Below are 20,291 nucleotides of genomic sequence, written 5' to 3'. Positions count from 1 at the left end.
CGGCTTCCTCACGTTGGAGCTCTACGTGCTATCTGGTTTAATTGCTTTGATGCTGAATAGAGCTCCCATAGTCTGTTTTGCAGCCCTGCTGCCCTCGCCTATCGCCCCGATCCAGTGCTGGTGGCCGTTAAGTTCTGAATGTGCAAAAGCGATACGTCCGAAGCGCTTTCTGATGAGATGGCGCGGTGCGGAGCGCCCAGCTCTGTCAAAATAGAACCCGGGTTGCGGGGCAACATAGGCGTGACCCCAGCGATTGAGGATGATCCCGGCAATATCTTTTTTGGGATCAAATCCCGCCTTCCCGAAAAGCTTGACCATCTGTTCCCTGATCATCACCTCATAATCGGAAAAGCTGGTTGAAAGCAACTCGGTGCGGCCCTTTATGCACTGTTCGCGGAGCGGCAGACCGGGGTAATAAAAAGGCACATAGAATGTTATAAGGGCCGGCTTGTTCGGGTCGAGGGGCGGTTTGAAATTGCCGATCATCATGGGTCTCCGGATATTGCATGAAAAACCGAAACCCTTAAACCAACGACCGGCCGTTATGCCGAGCTTGTGCAGAAAGTTCCAGTTGGTGACCGCGACATTTGCGATCATAAAAGGCGCATGCTGGAACTGAGCGTAAGCCTCTTTGTACCCTCCTGGAAGACCTATTACGATCCGGCGATTTACGAAACTGCCGCAGGCCATCACCACGCCGCGTGCCTTCAGGCGGTAGATTTTTCCGCCTTTTAGATAAGTTACCCATACGAAATCCGATTTTTCCGGATCAGAGGAATGTTCAACGCTTACTGCAAGCGCCCCCAGCCTTATACGAATGTTATTGCCGAGCCGGTCAAGGGCTTCAAAATTGATTTGACGATTCATTATATCCTCAAAATTACTACTGCCAGATATAGCCCCTGGGATTATCATCTTAACGAGATGGCGGACAAAGCCGTCGTTTCCGCCAGGAAATGAGTGCCAGCTGCTCTCACCCAGCCATCCCCCTCTTGTAAACCCCCGAGGGAAACCCTGGAACCCCGGCATGGCAACCTGGTACGCGCCAAAGGCGGAGATCACATCCGAGCCCAAACCTATACTGCTTGCGAGCACTGGGTCGACGAACTTCGTTATTTCTGGGCTAAGTCCCATAATCTTTTCCAGGTAATCTTTGTAGGTCATGCTGTCGAGCCAATTCTCGAAATCCTCACCTTCATAATATCTCTTGTCGGCACGCCTCCATTTGTAGAAGTCATTTTTGATCTTCTCCGGAAAAGGCGTTCTTTCGAGATTTTTTCCCCACATATCGATCACCCACCCGGAATCCGCACTGTCTTTACGTTCATCGAAAAAATATCCGAAGGTTGGGGCATTGTCGTGCCAGAGCATAAACCCGTAGTTCGTATGGTCAAAGAAGAGTTTTTTGTCGGTGTTAATCAATTCCTGATGCTCAAAACTCCGTGGAATTCCCAATTCGGCATAGATTTCATAACCCTCGGTATCTGGAGTGTTGATAACCGCAAACGAATTCGACCCCTGCGGGCCTATTAATTTATGGCCATTCACCATAAACTCGTTCCGCTTTGCTACTCCGCCGAAGATAGAATGATTTTCGAGCATGAGGCACTTCCATGTTTTTTCTCTCGCTTTTTTGAATTGATGTGCTGCCCCCAACCCGCTCAGGCCGCCGCCTATTACAACCAGTTCATAGACTTCGCCTGTGTCCACAACCTCCGACGGCGGAATGCGCTTATATCGATCATCTCTCAAGCCGTGCGCTGCGCGAATCACGTCCTCTGTGTTTCCGTTGTGCCCGACATAATCTCCAATATCTCCTAAGCCTCCACCCTGAGAGGTCTGCGCAAACAACCGTAAAGGAGCAGGCAGTTCGAGCAGAAGAGCACCTGCGCCAAGCAATGTTCCGTTAAGAAAATCCCTGCGGGTTATAGGCATCCTGGCTTAATTATAGCAAGATAGAGGTCTTACCAGATTGTTTTATTATTCAAGAACACCTCATATTTGTCTATCCCCTTCATAAAGGTCGGGCTCCTTGTCGGAATGCTCTTTGTCTTATACATAGGCCTGAATTCCAATATGTTCATTTCACCTTCCATCAGAGATATTTTCACCTCAGTGGAATAGTTATCTTCAGGTAGGCCGAAGAACACCTTGTGTGGCCCTGCATTCAGTCTTAACTTTTTCTCAAGAACATACTTGAAACCTTCCCGTGCTTCAGGATCGCGGCTTGTCTTGCCGTCGGCAGCATAAGCAGGCTTGACGTCCTTTATACCGTCAACTTCCCATTGTGCGGCCTGACCGTCGATATTCACCAGGAAGGGATACTTTTGTTTGCCATGCCGAGACTCCTTAGATTCGAGGACATAGTATCCCTCGATGTGCGTTTTAATAGTTGCCTTTATAACGAGGTCAGCAAAGCCTTTTGGAATTGTGCCCCCATCTTTTACTTCCATGAAAACATCGGTCCTTACGCTCTGTGATCCTGCCTGAATCTTGTTTGCGGCAGTTCCGCATCCAAGAAGTGATAGTTCGGTGAGCATGACCACAATAAATATCAACAGTCGGTTCATAATCCAATCTCCTTTGAGTATGCGTTTAAATCGCATCGTTACCCCTTTCATTTGTCCTTATCTTTATTGTCTCCTCAACACTGATCACAAATATTTTCCCGTCGCCGGTATTGCCGGTATGAGAGAATTTCTGAATCACGTTGACAACTTCGTCAACCATCTCATCATCGACAACGACTTCCAGTTGTATGCGTGGTATAAATTCCACCATCTCATAAACTATCTTGTCTTTTGCGTTCCTCGCCCTGCCTTTGCCGAATCCCTTGATCTCTGATACCGTTACACCCGGCAACCCGTTAATTTCATGAAGCGCCTCGGTTACTTCCAGCAATTTAGACGGCCTTATTATTGCTTTTATCTCTTTCATGCAATTCTCCTTATGAGTTTTTGTTGACAGGCCTTATACAGATAGGCCAATGCTTCTACATTTCTGCTTCGATCTTTCTCTTTTCAAACCAACTGTAAACCGAAGGAATGATTAACAGCGTCAGCAGAGTCGAAGTAATCAATCCTCCCACGACGACTGTAGCAAGCGGTTTTTGAATTTCAGAACCTGTTCCGCCGGCGAGCAGCATCGGGATCAAGCTGAAAATTGCTATAGATGCGGTCATCAACACCGGGCGTAATCTGTCAAGACTTCCCTTCCTGATGGCTCCCTGCAGATCAAGCCCTTCTTCCCGCAGCTGAGAGATGCGCGATACCAGCACCAGTCCGTTTAACACGGCAACACCAAACAGGACTACAAACCCCACAGACGCAGGAACGGAGAGATACTGTCCGGATATGAAGAGCGCGAATACACCGCCGATCAGGGCAAATGGCAGGTTGGAGATGACCAGCAGCGCCAGGCGGATCGAGCGGAAGGTGACATACAGGAGGAGCAGGATCAACCCTATCGCAACCGGCCCGATGATCATCAGTTTTTTCATGGCACGCTGCTGGTTCTCAAACTGTCCGCCCCAGGTAAGGTAATAACCTGCCGGCAATTTGACCTTCTCTTTTATCTTCTGTTTTGCTTCAGCAACAAAACCGCCGATGTCCCTGCCGCTTATATTCATCTCGATCCCGATCCTTCTTACCCCGTCCTGGCGGCTTATCTGGACAGGGCCTTCGATCATTTTTACTTCGGCTAACTGTTCGAGCGGAATATTCATCCCGGATTTTGTGGTGACCAGCAGATTTCTGATAGCTTCCAGAGAATTCCTTTTTTCTTCAGGCAGGCGGACCGATATATCGAAGCTGCGGTTTTCTTCGTAAAACCTGGTAGCTGATTTTCCGGCAACAGCAATTTCGATTACATTCTGAACATCGCTGATATTCAAGCCATACCGTGCTATGTTAGCTCGGTCTATGTTTACTGTCAGATAGGGCTGCCCTGAAACCTTTTCCGCATTTAAATCGGTCCCACCCTTAATGGTTGAAAGCACTTTTGCAATTTCAGCCGATTTATCACTCAACACGTCAATATCTTCACCAAACAGCTTGAGAATCAGCTGCGCGCGTGTTCCAGCAACAAGCTCATCAATCCGGCACTGAATCGGCTGGCTGAATCCGAAGGTGATACCGGCTATTGACTCCAGAGACTCTCTCATCTCATTGGTCAATTCTTCCTTCGAAACATTCCGTTTCCATTCGCTCTTTGGTTTGAATATCCCGACATAACCAGTCTTGTCCGCCCCCCTGGTATCTAGGGCAACACCGGTCTGTCCCGTCCGGGACACCACCACATCCAGCTCATCAAACTGCTTAAGTTTTTCGGCAGCTTGTCGATTCACTTCCATCGCCGTTGCAAGGGAAACACCGGGCAGCATGGACACATCCATATCAAATGAGCCTTCATCCATTATCGGTATAAACTCAGTCCCTAATCTTGTTGCAAGAAAGAGAGACGCTATCAATAGAACACCGGCTATACCCAGTATTACTTTTTTCTTCTGCATGGCATATTCAAGAAGAGGCAGATACAGCCTGTTTGCATGCTTCATGATAAAGCTTTCTTTTTCGGGCTGCGGTTTCAAAAACAGTATGCAGAGGACCGGAATAACGAATACGGAAAGGAACAGGGACGCAAGAAGCGCAATCGCTACGGTTATGGCCAGAGGGCTGAACATCTTCCCTTCAATCCCTTCCAGAGAAATAATAGGTATAAACGTGATCGCAATAATAAGTTCGCCGAATATGCTCGGTTTTCTGACTTCCATCACTGCTTTCAGCACGGTGAATAATTCAGGATGTCGATTGCCCTCTTCGCTTAAGTGTCGCTGCACGTTTTCAACCTGGATTATGGTCGTGTCTATTATCATGCCGATCGAAATTGCCAGACCACCGAGAGACATCAGATTTGCGCTTATTCCAACGAGCTTCATCACAATAAATGTACCCAGCAGCGAAAGAGGTAAGGCAATAAGAACTACAAGACTTCCCCTGAAACTGTTCAGCATTAAATAAAGCACAATAAGGACAAGAAGAGAGCCTTCAATCAGCGCTTTGTTTACCGTGCTGACGCTTGCGTTCACAATATCGCTTCTATCGTAATAGGAAACGAGTTTGATGCCCTCGGGAAGGACATTGTTTTCATTGATTTCTCTGACTTTTTCCTTCACCCGGCGCACTACGTCACGGCTGTTTTCTCCGCGCAGCATCATGACGATTCCACCAACAGCTTCATCTTTGCCGTTTTTAATGGCCGCGCCCATACGTACGGCCTCGCCAATCTTCACTTGGGCGACATCGCGTATGTATGTAGGCGTGCCGTGTTGGGATTTCAGGAGAATATTTTCTATGTCGCTGACATTCTTGATCAAGCCGACACCGCGGACAATGTATTGATCAGTGCCTCGCTCGAGAATGTTACCTCCGACGTTCTCATTGTTGCTGCCAATGGCCGAGTAAACATCGTCTACGGTCACTGCATGTTGCAGCATTTTGTACGGCGATACGATTACCTGGTATTGTTTAAAATACCCCCCAAAAGAATTTATTTCATTTACTCCTGGAACATTTTTCAACTGCGGTGTGATAATCCACTCCTGAATTGTTCTGAGGTTTGTAAGGTAAGCTATTTTCTGAAGCGGATCGTTCGGCATTTTTCCTTCAAGGGTATATTGATAAATTTCACCCATTGCCGTACCGATCGGTCCCATAGCAATTTCAACGCCTTTGGGGACCTTTTCTCTCGCCTCCGCCAGGCGTTCGAATACCAATTGCCGCGCAAAATAAATATCAACATTATCTTTAAATACGATTGTAACGATTGAGAGCCCAAATTTTGTAACGGAACGCATCTGTTCAAGGTCCGGCAAGCCGCGCATTGCCATTTCAATCGGGTATGTTACATTTCTCTCGATTTCTGCGGCAGAGAGGCCATCCGCATGACTTACTACTTCAACCTGAATGTTTGTTACATCCGGGAAGGCGTCGATCGGCAATTGCAGATATGAATACAGTCCAAAGATTATAATCAGCAGCGAAAGAAATATGACCATTCCTTTCTGCTTTAACGTATATGTGATAAGTTTTTCTAACATAGCGAATATCTCCCGTTAATAATGCATAATTGATCTTCCCTGCACCAAGACTGCAGGGAATCTAATGTAAGGAATGCTTTCATTGTTATGCGCTCGCTAACCTCGTGGTAAGACCACGGGTAATGCGCTTGCTGTCCATTCACTTGCCATGGCCATGTTCGTCGACGATTTCGCCTTTCTTCAGTTCCGATTTGAGGATAAAGGCCCCTTTGACGGCAACTATTTCTCCCACCTTGAGTCCTGATGTAACTTCCATCCGGTTTCCAAGTGTCCTTCCCGTAACTATCTCTCTTCTTTTGAACTGCGCCGGAGCGGTTTGAATAAAAACATATCTCTTTGTCCCGTCGACAACGACTGCCTCTTCAGGAAGAGCAATAAGTTCTTCGGTCCCGCCGCTTGTGGCCTCGGTCAGCACGGTCGCAAACATGCCGGGTTTGAGTAGTCCACTTGAGTTGTCTATTGTTACCCTCGCTTTTTCGGTCCTTGTCTTTTCGTCGACTACGTCGCTGATATAGGCGATCTTACCTCTGAAGGTCTTGTCAGGAAACGCCGTAACTGACACCTTTACCCCGGTACCGAGCCTGAGATGGGAAATGTCTTTTTCGTAGATATCGATCACCACCCATAGCGTTGAAAGGTCAGCAATCGTAAAGAGCGTTTTTTCGGAATTGACCATCTCTCCCTGGGCGACTGTCTTTTCAAGCACCACACCGCTCACTGGACTCGTGACCGGAATAAGAGGGTGGTTTCCATTGCCCTTTGCAGTTCCGAACTGGGAGACCTCGACGCCGAGCAGCCTGAAGCGTTCCTTTGCAAGGTTGAGGTCAGCCTCTGCCTCTCCCAGTTCCTGCCTCGCTTTCAGGACATCCTTTTCAGGCGATACCTTCTTCTCAAACAGGGTTTCCTCGCGCTGGAGGTTCCTCTTCGCAAGCTCAACCCTGCCTTGTGCCTTGATATGATCTGCCCAGGTCTGGTCAAGCTCCACGCTGTCGAGCCAGGCAAGGGCCTGTCCTGCCTTTACCCTGTCGCCCTGTGATGCGATGATCCTGACAGCCTTTCCTGTCACCCTTGGGCTGATCTTCGCAGACCGGTCCATATTCATCTCAATAGCAGCAGTTGCGGATAAGGGAACAGCAGCATGTTCAAGCGCAACTTGCTTTACCTCTATTCCCGAGGTCTTCTGCTTTTCAGGCGACAGCGTCACAACGTCGGGCCCTTCGCCTTCGTGCTCACCCTCATGTTCATCTTTGCGTTCGCCTTCGTGTCCGGCTTCTTTCTTCTCCTCGACCGCTGCTTTTTTATCTTCTTTTGGCGCTTCCTTTTTTCCGCATCCTGCGGTCAATACCGCTGCACCCAGAACAATAAGAAGTATCGCAAGCAGATTGTATCTAAAGTTATTGACAGTCTTGACATAGGATTTGCATTGAACAAATCTCTCCTCGCCCCTCTTTGTCAAAGAGGGGTCACTAATTCCTCCCTTTGACAAAGGGAGGATAGGAGGGATTTTATGAATTGATGTAGTTTTAATTCTCGGCCCTTTAGTTTTTTTCCGTATAATCATTTCACTGCACCTCCCGTGGTCTTTTCAATCGCATTTAGAGCGAGTTGTGTTCTCGTCTGTGCTTCAATATAGGCTAACTGTGCCTCGTTGGTGTCCTTCTGCGCGAGCCGCACTTCAAAGAAACCGATCTTCCCTTCCCTGAATGCGAGGTTCAGCAGCTTAAGGTTTTCGGCTGCTTTCACCAGTATCTCTTTTCTAAAGAGTGACAGTTCCTCGATGGCAGATGTGATGTCATTGAAGGCCTGATCAATCTCTCTCTCAATGGTCTTTTTCAGGCCCGCTGCTTTTATCTTTGCCCCTTCTGCTTTTGCAAAGGCCTCCTTCTTTTCAGCCTGCTTCCTGTCAAAGAAGGGAAGGGGGATCGAAATCTCCAGGCCTGCAACATTTCGACGTTCATCTCTGTCATAAAACCCTGACAGCGTTATATTCGGAAAGGCTTCCTTCTTTACCAGTTTCAGCGCAGACTCTGTCTTTTCCATCTCAAATACACTCGCCTTTGAGTCAGGCCGATGGGAAAGAGCCAACGTTTTCAGGGCGTCTCTGTCAGGCAGCTGCGGGACTTCTGATGGCAGATCGCCTTGTATAGCAAAGGACATATCAGGCGATAAGCCGATGATCCCCTGCAACGCAAGCAGAGATTCCCTGTATTCCCGCTGCGCCAGAAGAAGCTCTTTTTTTGCCTTGCTCAGTTCAACTTCTGCAAGATTAACATCCAGTCCCGAGACATCTCCGGCCTGGAACTTGATCTTTGTGTATCCGAGGAGTTCCTCCTGCAAGTTTACGATCTCCCGCGCAAGGCTACCCTTTTTCGTTAGCGCGAGCGTCTTAGTGAAGGCGTCTTTCACATCTGCAATCAAAATTCTCACTCTGTCCCTTATTTCCGACTTCACTTTTGCAAGCTCTTTTTCAGCAACATCGATCCTTGTCCCGCGTTGCCCTGCGACCTCGAATTCCTGGGAGAGTTTGAATCCATAGTTTGTGAACTTGCCGCCGCCTTCCTCTTCTGGCCTGTCTTTCTTCGAGACATTGCCTTCGATTGTAGGGTTATTGATGAGCAGAAGCCGCGCCCTTTCATTTAGACCCTTTGCGGATTCTTCTTCGAGCCTGAGATTCTGGAGGTCAGGGTTTTTCCCAAGGGCGAGGGCGACCGCCTGCTCAAGCGTCAAGTCTTTTGGTTCGATTGCAGCAGCAGGCGATGCGCTGATGCATAACGCATATAAAACAATAACAATAGAGTAAATTCGATTCATGAGATAGTAGCCTCCTTAGTGGACTAAGCGAATAAAAAACAGACGTCCCCGTTCAAATATAGCGGGACGGGGAAAGGAGGCTTCTCAGATCAGAAGAATAACGGAATGCAGACTGGCGAGAGCTTTATGATGAGAAGATAATGGAAGAATTACAGGGTTATTGGAATACTCATCCAGCGGCAATGATGGCAACACTGGAGATGAAGAGATCAGTGGGAGTGTCTGCGTACTATGTGAAGCACTTCTTGTATAAGCCGGGCTGCTGAAGAATTGGACATCTTTACAGGGTCCGCAGGAATCGCTTTCCGTTTCCGCAAGCTGCGATCCGAATCCCGACCCATTGCAGGTATCAACGAACTCTACCGCAACATGCCCGTCTTTTCCGAAGCAGAGGAGCGTTCCCTCGGACCCAAAGAACGACGCGACGAGGAATAATATCAGTATAATTCCTGCCGGTATAGATCTCAGATGCAGTGCCCTGTTCATGGTTTAATCTAACGGAATCTTGAACAAACAGTCAATATCCGGATCCGCATGCAAAGTCATATGTTACGATAACTGTATGGAAACAATTACATTCCGTCCGGACGCACAGCAAAACACTTTTTACCGCTGGGCAAACGCCCTCGCACTCATTACTATTTTCTATAATCTCATCGAAGGCATTGTCTCTGTCTTCTTCGGGTATGAAGACGGAACGATCGCACTTTTCGGCTTCGGCATCGATTCCTTTGTTGAAGTGATCTCAGGGTTCGGGATTTGGCACATGATCCGTCGGATGAGGCAGACGGGCAGTGAAAGTCATGATGCCTTTGAAAGAACAGCACTGAGGGTCACCGGGGCTGCTTTCTATATCCTGACTGCCGGACTGATCGCAACTGCCTCTGTCAATCTCTACCAGGGGAACAGGCCTGTGACCACTTTCTGGGGCATAATAGTAGCAGGCATCTCGATCCTTTCGATGTGGCTGCTCATTCATTATAAGTTGAAGATCGGCAGACAGTTCAATTCCCAGGCGCTTATCGCTGATGCCAATTGTACGCGGGCATGCATGTACCTTTCCGGTGTTCTCCTAATTTCAAGCATAGGTTATGAACTCACAGGCATAGGCATGCTCGATTCCTTCGGTGCACTCGGCATCGCTCTTCTGTCGTTCAGAGAAGGACGTGAGGCGCTCGAAAAGTCAAAGGGTATTTTAACGTGCTCGTGTCAGGGCGGCTGCGAATAATTACGGGTTAGTTTCGTGACGGGAGTTAAGCATCGTAACTGAGAATAATGAAGAGGCCAGGATCAAAACAACGGAAGCGCTCACAAAAGAGATCCTGTAGCCAAAGGATGAGGCTACGATCCCTGCTGCAAGAGGCCCTGTGGTGTGGCCGATGTCCATGACAGATCCGAGGAGGCCCATGGCTGAACCGTGGGTCTCTTTTCGGGAAAGATCTGCTATATATGCGGACGTCGCGGATGTGACAACAGAAAGGCTCAGGCCGAAGAGTATGCTGAAGGCGAGCATGGGCAGAAATGATGAGGCAAGGGAAAAGGCTGCTATGGAGAGTGCACCTAACAGCGCTCCTGCGATGATCTGAGGTCTCCTTCCATGCCTGTCTGAAAATCTCCCCATGACGGGTTTTGTGATCGCCAGCGTGATAACCTGGGATGAGAGAAATATGCCGATCTCGTATGTGCTGATGCCATGCTCTCTCGCATAAAGAGGGATAAATGTCTCGAAGGTGCCGTACGCAAAGAGGATCGCTGCCTCGACCAAAGCGGTAATAAGTATGGCGCGATGGGATACCACTGACCTGAAGGCCAGCAGGGTTTCAGTCCAGCTCTGCTGAGTTCTGCTTTTCTCATGAGTTGCCGGTATCCTGAAAGAAAGCAGCAGTGTTAATGCCCCTGCAGCTCCGCAGACAAGATAGACTGCCCTGAAACTGACATCAGGATCACCAGCAAAGACGCCCAATAGGGTCCCTCCTGCGATCGGAGCTCCAAATCTGCCAAGAAGTGTTGATGTCGAGAACCAGCCGAGTCGTTCTCCACGTTTATTGCTGAACATGTCCGAGATGAGGGCCATAGAGACAGGGATAAATAAGGCTGTTGCAAAGCCGTGATAAAACCGGACGATCGCCAATTGCCATATAGTGGTAACGAACAGATAGAGAAAAGGCGCTGTGCCAAATACCACGGATGAGATGACCAGCATCCGCTTCCTGCCCCATCGGTCAGAGAGCATGCCTGCAGGGATGCTCGCAATGATCCCGGTGAAGGCAGAGACAGCGGCCACCATGCCGACCCCTGAGGGCCCTGCGCCGAGATGCGTCGCAAAGAGCGGCAGCACCGGGCTCTTTGAGATCGTCGAGCTGAAGATCGCCAGAAAGCCGGTGATGCAGAGTATGAAGAAGGGAGTGGCAAGCTCATGGTCTTTATGCATTATTAAGGATATCATATTGATACATTCAAGGCGGCAAAGGCGTTAGGTTAATAGATACTCGGCTTGAGGACCTATTATTGAACGAGAAAGGCGTGATAGAATAAAAACAAGAGCAGGAGGTGAACAAATGACTAAAATGCTTGAAAAAGCCTTTAAAGAAGCGTCCAGATTGCCGGTTGTGGATCAGAACGCGATTGCAAAATGGCTGCTTGAAGAATTAGAGGCAGAAAAGAAGTGGGAGCTAATGTTTGCCGAATCGGAGGATGTCCTTGATAAACTCGCTGACGAGGCTCTGGCAGCGCACAAGAAAGGCAAAACAAGATCGCTGAACATTGATAGCCTGTGAACTCAAGAACTACAGAGGCTTTTTGGAAGTGCTATGCCACATTGCCGGAACTTATACAAAAACAGGCAAAGGAGGCTTATAAACAATTTCAGGAAGACCCGTATTATCCAAGTTTGCATTTCAAACAAGTCCATTCTACACGCCCTGTCTATTCAGTAAGAATTTCCAAAGACTATAGAGCCATCGGGATCATTCAGGAAGCAGATATAATCTGGTTCTGGATTGGCATTCATTCTGATTACGATAAACTATTGCGACAACTGTGATACGACAATTGGGATCATTCGCGGCGCACATATGAGATCCCAACCAAGCGTACAAGCGGTCAAGCCGCTTACCTTAACGTTAAACAGAACAACAAACCCAACAAACAGGAGGTAGTCACGATGATCCCGGAAAAACTGCTGGAAATTATGAAAAAAGATGGGGTAGTTGCCATTGCGACATTGGGAAAGGATGGGCCGCATATGGTCAACACCTGGAACAGCTACATCAGAATATCATCAGACGGACGATTGTTCATTCCTGCGGGTTACATGCATAAGACAGAGGCTAACATTGTCCACAACCCTAATGTGCTGATTACGCTGGGGAGCAGCAAGGTTGAGGGCTTGCACGGGGCAGGTGCCGGCTTCCTGATCAAGGGAAAGGCCGCCTTCATAACATCCGGACCTGATTATGATTTCATGAAAGAGAAGTTCAGTTGGCTGCGAGCCACTTTGGCCGTTACCATCGATTCTGCTACTCAAACCTGGTGAACGTGTCTGGACAGTCTGTACTATGTGAGCGGGTTAGCCAATATTGAATCAGCACTGATCCGGTCTGCATTCTGAATAGTATTAATCCTGATATCTTAATCCTGGCCTGAACCTGGCGTATCCTTTTTCTCTATCAACCCCTGTATCTCCCGGTGATACCTAAGATACCGTTCAAGGGTTATCTCGTTCTTGCCGTATTTCGGGATGGTCTTCAGTATCTCCTCGAACCGGTCCTCAGCCTCTTTTTCCTCATTGATCTGGACAATCCCATCGGTTATGATATCCACCAGCCGGTCAGCATAGATCACGATCCGTTCTTCCAGTTTTCTGAGGGTATAGTCTTTTATTGGCAGGTTCAGTTCTCTTGCCTCAGGCTCGGTAAGGCCCCCGCGGATATGCTTTTCCATGATGTCGGTCAGGGGTTTCGGAAGACCAAGCTCTTTTCCGATCTCTGCCCCGATCATTCCGTGGTCCATACCGTGGGTCCTGGCTTTGCCGAGGTCATGGAACAGTGCGCCCCTGGCGACAAGATCCATGCTTATCTCTGCCCCGGTTTTTACTGCTATCTCCATGGCCTTTTGTGCCACCTTGATGCAGTGCTGAATGTCATCTTCGGAAACTCCTGTCTTTTTCAGTATCTCGATGTCTGATGCCAGTACACGATCTGTCATATATACCTCCTCTATGATTCTTGAACCTTGACGGTCATCACAAATACAGGTGTTGCCAGAAGCAGCAGCGCTGCCATCACCCAGAACGAAAAGAGATAACTGTGGCTGGCCAGGAGAAATCCGGCGAGTATGGGACCAGCTGCATGGCCGATATCAAAGATCGTTCCGAAGGTTCCCATGGCCGTTCCGAAATGTTTTTCTTTGCAGATATCCGCAACAAGTGCGGCAGAGGATGATGTCACAAAGGATTCTCCGAGTCCGAAGATGATGGCCGCAAGCATGAGTGAGTAAAAGCTCTGAAGCAGGGGTATTGCACCAAACGAAACTGCACAGAGGACCATCCCGACTGATATAAGGGATTTTCTTCCGTGCCTGTCAGAAGTCTTTCCCATGATCGGCTTTGAGAGTATGGTCACAATAACCTGAACTCCCCAGAGAAGCCCGGCCTGAAACTCATTCAGTCCTGCTACTGTCACCGCATAGATGGGCAGAAAGGCCTCTAATGCTCCGACGGTCAGGTTCTGGAGACCCTCCATCGCGGAGGTGATCACAACATTCCTGTCGCTGATCACCTCTTTTATGCCTGAAGTGAATTTCTTGTATGCCTCCTTCAATCCCCTGCCTTTCTCCTGCACCTTGTCTCCCCTCAGCACTGACAGGGCCACGACAAGGGAAAGCACTCCGGCGATGCCGCTTGCAAGATAAGCATAGCGAAATTCGAGCAGGGATGGTCCGGCAGCGCCTAATGCGCTATGAAGGATAAAGCCTCCAAGCGGTGCTCCCAGAAGATTGCCGATAATGGTCACTGACGAAAACCATGAAAGCATCTCGCCTTTGTTTTTGCCTGCTATATCTGCGACAACTGCCATGGCTACGGGGCCATAGATAGCGGTTGCAAGGCCGTGTATGAACCTGATGATGACCAGCAGGCTGTAATCTTTCACCAGAAGATAGGTGAAGGGCATCACAGCAAAGAAGACCAGGCCGATCAACATGGTGCGCTTCCGGCCGATCACGTCTGAAAGAGCTCCTGCCGGCAGCTTGAAAAATATCCCGGTAACGGTTGAGATGCCGACCGCAAAGCCGATCGCTTCAGGCCCAGCGCCTAAATAGAGCGCGAAGAGGGGGAGCACCGGGCTCCTTGCAAGGGCATAGGAAAGCCGGGCAAAGAAGCCGACCGTGCAGAGTGCAGTAAATGGCGAGAGTATGTTCATGACAGGATTCTCATAGTCGAGTTTGCATTAATCAATAAATCTCCCCTTGCCCCTCTTTGCCCAAGAGGGGCAGTGCCTCCCTTTAGCAAAGGGAGGTTAGGAGGGATTATAAAAATAAATGACTTCATCATTTTCGGCTTGGTCATTTCATCTCAGTGTTTCGCTGCTGTCTGCCGGTCGTAATAGATGCTCTTGCCGGTTATGCTGACCGGAATGCCCATGACCACCTCACCCTTGATCAGGCCGATCGCACGTGCCGCAGCTCCGACCCGCTGCTGCACCCGGTTGTCCACATTCAATATGCTCGCGGTCTTTGCTGCTGACGAGAGGGCAACGCCGATGTCAATCATCCTCATCACGCAGTGCGGACCGGTGTACCCCATCTCCTTGTCTGTCATCTGCTTGTTCTTTGCAAATTCACCGCAGGTTGGATAACCGCAGGCGCCGCAGTCATATCCCGCAGTCACCGGTTTTGCCAGACCGACCAGGAGGAGTGCCTGGGAATTTTCGATGTTCGAGGCGTCCCTCAGCCAGAAGGCCTCGTTCGTGCTCTTCGGCGCGTATGCCTTCATCGACTCTGCGATTGCTTTCAGGTCCTCATCCTTTGTGATCACCACGATCTCGAGAAAGTCCTTGCCGCCAGCCTTCGGCGCTGTCCGCGCCGACGCTGCCATCAGTTTTACTGCCATCTCGGTCACTTCTTTCATAATAAGCCTCCTTTAGTTGGTAGCCGGCGAGTCATCGCCTTTTACGATCAATACAGCACATCCAGCCTTGCCTATCACCTGTTCCGTGGCACTCCCGGAAAAAATCTTCTGAAAGGCCGACTTCACCGGTATGCCCATAACGATCAGATCTGCGCCCCGACCTCCGGCAGTTTCGACAATCACATCTTTAGACCGGCCCAGGGGTGTTATACCTTCAGCTGGAATCTCCTCCTGCTTTGCCATTGAGAGGACCTGGTCAATGTTGGCCTTTGCAGCCGGCAGTTCGTCTTCTGAGCGCATGGAGGAGAGCACAATAATGTTACTGCCGCATCTCTTCGCGATCTTGACCGTTTCGCGAGCAGCGGCGATACTGTGTCCAGAACCGTCTGTTGCAATGAGGAGAGTCCTGGGGCCGATTACAGCAGCCTTTGGCACAACAATGACCTTGCAATCGGCATGGCCGATCACCTTTGAAGCCACTTCTCCCATAAGCAGTTTTTTCATCCCTGTTGTCCCGCGCCTGCCGATAAATATCAGATCGATCTTTCTCCTTGCAGCTTCGTCCACGATGTTCTGATGGGGATCGCCATAAGAAATGAATGTTTCACACGTTACACCATCATTCAGCGCCTGAGCCTTCACTGCATCAAGATGTTTCTGGGCCGCTGCCTCCATCTCCTGCTCAACCTGCTGTGTTGATGTTTCTCCATCTGCTATCACTTCCACAACAGACATGATGTAAAGCCTGCTTGAACATATCTTCGCAAAGCCGATGGCCTCCCGAATAGCTCCCTTGCTATATTCGGAGCCGTCTGTTGCAACCAGAATCCTTTCGCTTACGATAGGACACATTTTTGCACTATCCATGGTAATTCCTCCTGATTATTAGGGTTTTCATAAAACTGCTTTCCATACATATCCGGCCAGCGCAGAGCCGATGATCACCGGGATCATTCCCCACTTGAACTTTGTCATACCGATGAAGGTGACGATCGATGCTGCAAGTGCATACCACTCGAAACGTCCGGCATCAGAGACGAGCGTGTGGTGAGAAAAGTTCACTCCCAGATTGAGCACTACGCCGACAACTGCCGCTGTTATGGCTGTCAGGGCGGATGAGAGCTTTGCATTTTGGCGCAAGGCCTCTATATAGGGCGCACCGATGAATATCCAGAGCATCGAGGGCACAAACGTCACCCATGTGGCTAACAGCCCTCCGATCGCACCTGCTATGGCAGGGGATATCCCGGGCGCGTGAAGGTACGCAGTAACATAGGCCACGAACTGATTCACCATGATGAGCGGACCGGGCGTGGTCTCGGCAAGTGCAAGACCGTCCATCATCTGCTCCGGTGTGAGCCAGGCATAGTGGGTCACCGCCTGCTGGCCGATATATCCGAGCACTGCGTATGCGCCTCCAAAGGTCACGAGGGCTGCCTTGCTGAAGAGGATGCCGATATTAACAAGGATCGAGTCCCATCCAAGCCATGTACCGAGCAGAATGACCGGGGAGAACCAGAGGATAATCCCGAAGGTCGCGATTCTGAGCGTTCTGGACCAGCCTCCTGACGCAGCTGGCAAAACAGTCTCGGCAGCTGCGGGGCCGGGTGCTTTTGAACTGCCGGTTAATTGCTTATTCAACAGATATCCGATTACACCGGCGCCGAAGACGATCACCGGGAACGGGACATTTATAAAATAGATGGCAATAAAAGACAGCGCACCAAGAAGAACAAGTCCGCTGCTCTTCAGGGACTTCCTGCCTATCCTGATCACTGCCTCTGCTACGATAGCCATCACAGCAGGTTTCAGGCCGTACAGGAGGGCTGCAACGGACGGTATGGTCCCGTATACAGTGTAAACCCAGCTCAGTCCCCAGAGAAGAAAGACCGACGGCAGCACAAAGAGTATCCCGGCGGTAAGGGCGCCCCGGGTCCTGTTGAGTGTCCAGCCTATGTACGTTGCCAGCTGCTGTGCCTCAGGACCGGGCAGGAGCATGCAGAAGTTCAGAGCGTGCAGAAACTGGTCTTCCGGCATCCATCTCTTTTTCTCAACCACTTCCTTGTGCATCATCGCGATCTGGCCGGTCGGTCCGCCGAAACTTATGAAGCCGAGTTTCAGCCAGTAGAAAAATGCCTCTTTGAAAGACGGTTTCTGAACCAGGCTCATTTGTCTTTCTCCTCAGCCTTTTGATGCATACAGCATCTCGAACACGGTCATGCCCTTCTCAAGAGCATCACGGTCATTCTTTGCGGTGCGGCGTATGCCTTCAAGGATATTCTCCATGCCTTTTGCCTCGACCGCGTGGAACTTGTCATCCTTCATGTCGAGATCGTGGATGATTTCAGACATCTTTTTGAGTGTTTTATCCCTGAGGCCAAAGGATCTCATGAGCACCTCAAAGGTGCACATGTCATTGCTGTGGGTGAACTCTCCTCCGCGGATATCAAAGGTTACAAAGCTTTTGCTGACCGCCTCCATATCCTTTTCATCAATAAAATCAAAGGCAGCAGCACGGTCTATAAACCTCTTGATGAGCCAGGCTGATGCCATTCTGTCGATGAACGGCCGTTTTCTCGTTATCCACGTTCTGCCGTGATAATCAGCAGGCGATCTTACTATCAGCGCGGCAGGCCTTTCCGGCTTTATTTCAGCGCCTGAAACACTCTTGAGATCAGCATGGATGCGCTTTATCTTTTCGCCTAAGGTTGCCCCCTCCTGAGAGGAAAAGAAATCGATCTTTTTAATTTCTTCATACTCTTTTTTGAGCTTTGCAAATTGATCTGATATCCCTTTCACGTTCTGGGACCTTGAGCCCTTTTGTATGCTGCTCAGCCTTCGGCCAAGATCATCAAGGGACTTCTGCAAAGATCTGTACTCGCCTGCCCTCTGCTGATCGAAAGAGGCTATAATTTCTTCATCCTTCATGGTATCGATCTTCTCGATGCTGACGACCGCGGCCTCACCCTGCATGCCGGCGATCTCAGAGACGAGCCACTGAAGGAACTCATAGTGCTCCTCATTGAAAGGCAGTATGTACACAGCCCCCTTCATCTGGACAGCCCCGGCCTTTGCCAGCTTTCTCCATATCCTCATCCTGTTGCTCACCGGCCGGGAAGGGACGCTGTAGAAGAAGAGGAGCCAGCAGGGTGTTTGCTTGGTCTTTCGTTTTGTGTTATTCATGATACAAAGGTAACACGTGTTACATGGCATGTCAAGCAAAATATAAACGCTTCAGTTATGAGGGGTGCGCCTCCTCTCCTTTGCAAGGGGAGGTTGGGAGGGGTATTGGGAAATCAATCAAAACCTCCCCATTCCCCTCCTTGGCAAGGAGGGGTTTCTTGAAAAAGACCCCTCATAACTGACGGGTTCCTCGGGTCTGCAATTTCCTGGAGTTTCCTGAGTTTTTCCTGTCACAAAGGTCTAAGCTGTTGAAATAGAAGGGTAAACACTGAATCAGCATCTTGCCTGATGCATTTTTTGTAAAAATGGAGATTCCTGAGTTTCAGATGCTCTATCATAAGGAAAGCCTTGACTGTGGCTGAGATGGAGGAGCCATGAGCGATAACTCTAAGACAGCAGCCAATCTGAAGGGACAGCTATCGAAATACTCAGGAATCATCTCTACGGGATTCAACAAAGCCAAGCGGAAGCTTATCAAGGAGATGCTGTATGGGATACAGGCAGCAAAAGACGTAAAGCTGAGCAATATAGCCAGGACTCTCAAAGAAGAGCAGGCCTTGATCAAGACGGAAGACCGGTTGTCACGGAATCTTGATGACGAGGATTTTACCGAAGAGATCAACGAACAGATATGCCGCCTTGGAGCAGCAAAGGTAAGCGATGACATGGTCATAGCCATAGACCCGGCGACATCCGGAAGAAATATGCCAGGAAAATGGAGTTTTTAGGGAAGGTGTATGACGGCAGTGAGCATGAAGTAGGCAATGGATATCATCTGTGCAAGATCGTGGCAGCGGATATCGAAAGCACCCGTGTGATTCCGCTGTATTGTGAGGCGTATGCCTATGATGCGGTCAAGAGCGAAAACACTGAACTCCTTCATGCGATAAGGACAGTAGAGAGTCATATCGGGGACAAGGGCATTCATGCCATAGACCGCGGCGGCGATCGGGGAGTGATCTACAAGCATTACCTGAGCAAGGATACCCCAGCAAGATTTGTGATCCGCCTGAAGGAACGGGACCTTATTCATAAGGGAAAGCGGAAACACTGTCTGGATATGGCTATGACATTGCCTATGCCTCATGAGAGTGTTATCGTTGTCTACGACGACGGCAAAGAAAAGCGGCGGGCTGTCCGATACAATGCCGTTGCGATAAAACTTCCCGACTATGATCATAAGCTCTTTCTTGTTGTGGTAAAGGGGTTTGGCCTGAAGCCTATGATGCTGCTGACAAGCTGTCAGGTGAATATGCGGAAGAAGGAAAGCATCTGGAAGATCGTTGAATACTATCTGGCCCGGTGGAAATGTGATGAGTCGTTCCGGTATATCAAGCAGTGCTATAACCTTGAGGATATACGGGTAAGGAGCTATATCAGCATACGAAACATCGTGGTGCTGGTGCTTGCAGTGTCGTATTTTGCAGCAGTGTATCTTGGGCAGAATATAAAACTGAAATTGCTGGTAGAGAGGGTCTTTTTGATATCCAAACGGTTCTTCGGTGTGCCGAGCTTCTTCAACTATGCCATAGCTGACGGAATATTCAATCTCTTGTTCCCTGACAAAACAGCATTACGAGGATTGTCCCCTGCCGGCATGGATGATTTCCAGCTCCAGTTCGAGTTCGGATGAAAACTCAGGAAACTCCAGGCAATTTCCCCTTGACCTCACGATAACATCTTGATAGAGTTAATTAATTTTGACTTACTGATAAGTTCAAAAGTAAGTGGACATTATTCACAAATCTCCCCTCATCCCTCTTTGCCAAAGAGGGGAATAGTTCCTCCCTTTAGCAAAGGGAGGGAAGGAGGGATTTTATAATTGAATTTCTTCATACTTATGAACTGCTTAGTAACAGACGCAACGGGTGGGATTATGGTGAGCAGTGCTGGAAAAGCATATACAGGTAGATACCATAAAAGCATCTACGGGGAGATACAATCAAAAAGTGTGTAAATAGATAGAAGGCGGTGTATCCTTTCAAGTTGCGACCAAACAACAAAGGAAGGAGCCACCACCATGAAGAAGGGTATCACCGAGACAGAGAAGCAGTCAAGAGCAACGTATGACGT

18 protein-coding genes are annotated in these 20,291 nt (G+C 49.2%); 5 read left to right on the top strand and 13 right to left on the bottom strand.

Annotated elements, in window-relative coordinates; translation table 11 throughout:
* Nucleotides 1-21: 21 nt before the first annotated feature.
* The 6 genes from HZB62_11785 to HZB62_11760 all read right to left on the bottom strand — a co-directional run bounded on the left by HZB62_11785 (nt 22) and on the right by HZB62_11760 (nt 8,908).
* A complete protein-coding gene (locus tag HZB62_11785; protein MBI5075829.1) occupies nt 22-1,935 on the bottom strand; it encodes an NAD(P)-binding protein in 1,914 nt (637 codons plus the stop codon).
* A gap of 29 nt (nt 1,936-1,964) precedes the next feature.
* The gene (locus HZB62_11780; protein MBI5075828.1) at nt 1,965-2,570 is read right to left on the bottom strand and encodes a hypothetical protein; all 606 of its coding nucleotides are present in this window, start codon (nt 2,568-2,570) and stop codon (nt 1,965-1,967) included.
* 25 nt (nt 2,571-2,595) lie between these two features.
* On the bottom strand, nt 2,596-2,937 hold the full coding sequence (locus HZB62_11775) for a P-II family nitrogen regulator (GenBank protein MBI5075827.1): 342 nt from the start codon (nt 2,935-2,937) through the stop codon (nt 2,596-2,598).
* Nucleotides 2,938-2,992: 55 nt separating this feature from the next.
* Nucleotides 2,993-6,097, bottom strand: a complete 3,105-nt coding sequence (locus HZB62_11770) for an efflux RND transporter permease subunit (protein ID MBI5075826.1) — start codon at nt 6,095-6,097, stop codon at nt 2,993-2,995.
* 139 nt (nt 6,098-6,236) lie between these two features.
* Complete coding sequence (locus HZB62_11765) at nt 6,237-7,553, bottom strand: efflux RND transporter periplasmic adaptor subunit (GenBank protein MBI5075825.1); 1,317 nt, start codon at nt 7,551-7,553, stop codon at nt 6,237-6,239.
* 101 nt (nt 7,554-7,654) lie between these two features.
* A complete protein-coding gene (locus HZB62_11760) occupies nt 7,655-8,908 on the bottom strand; it encodes a TolC family protein (GenBank protein ID MBI5075824.1) in 1,254 nt (417 codons plus the stop codon).
* A gap of 562 nt (nt 8,909-9,470) precedes the next feature.
* Here HZB62_11760 and HZB62_11755 point away from each other — a divergent pair.
* On the top strand, nt 9,471-10,136 hold the full coding sequence (locus HZB62_11755) for a cation transporter (GenBank protein MBI5075823.1): 666 nt from the start codon (nt 9,471-9,473) through the stop codon (nt 10,134-10,136).
* Here the strand turns inward: HZB62_11755 and HZB62_11750 are convergent, their stop codons facing one another.
* Nucleotides 10,137-11,339: an MFS transporter gene (locus tag HZB62_11750; protein ID MBI5075822.1), complete on the bottom strand. Its 1,203-nt coding sequence runs from the start codon at nt 11,337-11,339 to the stop codon at nt 10,137-10,139.
* Between the two features lie 127 nt (nt 11,340-11,466).
* Here HZB62_11750 and HZB62_11745 point away from each other — a divergent pair, with 127 nt between their 5' ends.
* Entirely contained in the window at nt 11,467-11,685 is a 219-nt protein-coding gene (locus HZB62_11745) for a hypothetical protein (GenBank protein ID MBI5075821.1), read from the top strand.
* A 386-nt stretch (nt 11,686-12,071) separates the two neighbouring features.
* Nucleotides 12,072-12,443 (top strand): pyridoxamine 5'-phosphate oxidase family protein, encoded by a 372-nt coding sequence (locus tag HZB62_11740; protein MBI5075820.1) that lies wholly within the window; start codon nt 12,072-12,074, stop codon nt 12,441-12,443.
* A gap of 95 nt (nt 12,444-12,538) precedes the next feature.
* Here the strand turns inward: HZB62_11740 and HZB62_11735 are convergent, their stop codons facing one another.
* From HZB62_11735 to HZB62_11710, 6 genes are all read right to left on the bottom strand, one after another.
* Nucleotides 12,539-13,114 carry an HDIG domain-containing protein gene (locus HZB62_11735; protein ID MBI5075819.1) on the bottom strand — a complete coding sequence of 192 codons (576 nt, stop codon included), beginning with the start codon at nt 13,112-13,114 and terminating at the stop codon, nt 12,539-12,541.
* An 11-nt stretch (nt 13,115-13,125) separates the two neighbouring features.
* Entirely contained in the window at nt 13,126-14,328 is a 1,203-nt protein-coding gene (locus tag HZB62_11730) for an MFS transporter (protein MBI5075818.1), read from the bottom strand.
* 152 nt (nt 14,329-14,480) lie between these two features.
* Entirely contained in the window at nt 14,481-15,035 is a 555-nt protein-coding gene (locus tag HZB62_11725; protein MBI5075817.1) for a hypothetical protein, read from the bottom strand.
* A gap of 12 nt (nt 15,036-15,047) precedes the next feature.
* Nucleotides 15,048-15,902, bottom strand: coding sequence for a universal stress protein (locus HZB62_11720; GenBank protein ID MBI5075816.1), 855 nt, complete (start codon nt 15,900-15,902; stop codon nt 15,048-15,050).
* Nucleotides 15,903-15,929: 27 nt separating this feature from the next.
* Nucleotides 15,930-17,204, bottom strand: coding sequence for a chromate efflux transporter (gene chrA / locus HZB62_11715; GenBank protein MBI5075815.1), 1,275 nt, complete (start codon nt 17,202-17,204; stop codon nt 15,930-15,932).
* A gap of 12 nt (nt 17,205-17,216) precedes the next feature.
* Nucleotides 17,217-18,218 carry a chromate resistance protein gene (locus HZB62_11710; protein MBI5075814.1) on the bottom strand — a complete coding sequence of 334 codons (1,002 nt, stop codon included), beginning with the start codon at nt 18,216-18,218 and terminating at the stop codon, nt 17,217-17,219.
* 374 nt (nt 18,219-18,592) lie between these two features.
* Here HZB62_11710 and HZB62_11705 point away from each other — a divergent pair, with 374 nt between their 5' ends.
* Both HZB62_11705 and HZB62_11700 read left to right on the top strand, forming a co-directional pair.
* Nucleotides 18,593-18,946 carry a hypothetical protein gene (locus tag HZB62_11705; protein ID MBI5075813.1) on the top strand — a complete coding sequence of 118 codons (354 nt, stop codon included), beginning with the start codon at nt 18,593-18,595 and terminating at the stop codon, nt 18,944-18,946.
* Nucleotides 18,934-19,851: a hypothetical protein gene (locus tag HZB62_11700; GenBank protein ID MBI5075812.1), complete on the top strand. Its 918-nt coding sequence runs from the start codon at nt 18,934-18,936 to the stop codon at nt 19,849-19,851. The genes HZB62_11705 and HZB62_11700 overlap by 13 nt, the downstream gene beginning before the upstream one ends.
* The last annotated feature ends 440 nt before the right edge of the window (nt 19,852-20,291 follow it).

The sequence above is a fragment of the Nitrospirota bacterium genome, assembly GCA_016214855.1.
Classification (GTDB): domain Bacteria; phylum Nitrospirota; class Thermodesulfovibrionia; order Thermodesulfovibrionales; family UBA6898; genus UBA6898.
Note: the sequence above shows the minus strand (reverse complement) of the source record. Positions and strands in the feature narration are given on the sequence as shown.

Coding starts and splice junctions, on each gene's coding strand:
- HZB62_11785 (MBI5075829.1), bottom strand. CDS start 1,935: ATGCCTATAACCCGCAGGGATTTTCTTAACGGAACATTGCTTGGCGCA.
- HZB62_11780 (MBI5075828.1), bottom strand. CDS start 2,570: ATGAACCGACTGTTGATATTTATTGTGGTCATGCTCACCGAACTATCA.
- HZB62_11775 (MBI5075827.1), bottom strand. CDS start 2,937: ATGAAAGAGATAAAAGCAATAATAAGGCCGTCTAAATTGCTGGAAGTA.
- HZB62_11770 (MBI5075826.1), bottom strand. CDS start 6,097: ATGTTAGAAAAACTTATCACATATACGTTAAAGCAGAAAGGAATGGTC.
- HZB62_11760 (MBI5075824.1), bottom strand. CDS start 8,908: ATGAATCGAATTTACTCTATTGTTATTGTTTTATATGCGTTATGCATC.
- HZB62_11755 (MBI5075823.1), top strand. CDS start 9,471: ATGGAAACAATTACATTCCGTCCGGACGCACAGCAAAACACTTTTTAC.
- HZB62_11750 (MBI5075822.1), bottom strand. CDS start 11,339: ATGCATAAAGACCATGAGCTTGCCACTCCCTTCTTCATACTCTGCATC.
- HZB62_11745 (MBI5075821.1), top strand. CDS start 11,467: ATGACTAAAATGCTTGAAAAAGCCTTTAAAGAAGCGTCCAGATTGCCG.
- HZB62_11740 (MBI5075820.1), top strand. CDS start 12,072: ATGATCCCGGAAAAACTGCTGGAAATTATGAAAAAAGATGGGGTAGTT.
- HZB62_11735 (MBI5075819.1), bottom strand. CDS start 13,114: ATGACAGATCGTGTACTGGCATCAGACATCGAGATACTGAAAAAGACA.
- HZB62_11730 (MBI5075818.1), bottom strand. CDS start 14,328: ATGAACATACTCTCGCCATTTACTGCACTCTGCACGGTCGGCTTCTTT.
- HZB62_11725 (MBI5075817.1), bottom strand. CDS start 15,035: ATGAAAGAAGTGACCGAGATGGCAGTAAAACTGATGGCAGCGTCGGCG.
- HZB62_11720 (MBI5075816.1), bottom strand. CDS start 15,902: ATGGATAGTGCAAAAATGTGTCCTATCGTAAGCGAAAGGATTCTGGTT.
- chrA (MBI5075815.1), bottom strand. CDS start 17,204: ATGAGCCTGGTTCAGAAACCGTCTTTCAAAGAGGCATTTTTCTACTGG.
- HZB62_11710 (MBI5075814.1), bottom strand. CDS start 18,218: ATGAATAACACAAAACGAAAGACCAAGCAAACACCCTGCTGGCTCCTC.
- HZB62_11705 (MBI5075813.1), top strand. CDS start 18,593: ATGAGCGATAACTCTAAGACAGCAGCCAATCTGAAGGGACAGCTATCG.
- HZB62_11700 (MBI5075812.1), top strand. CDS start 18,934: ATGGAGTTTTTAGGGAAGGTGTATGACGGCAGTGAGCATGAAGTAGGC.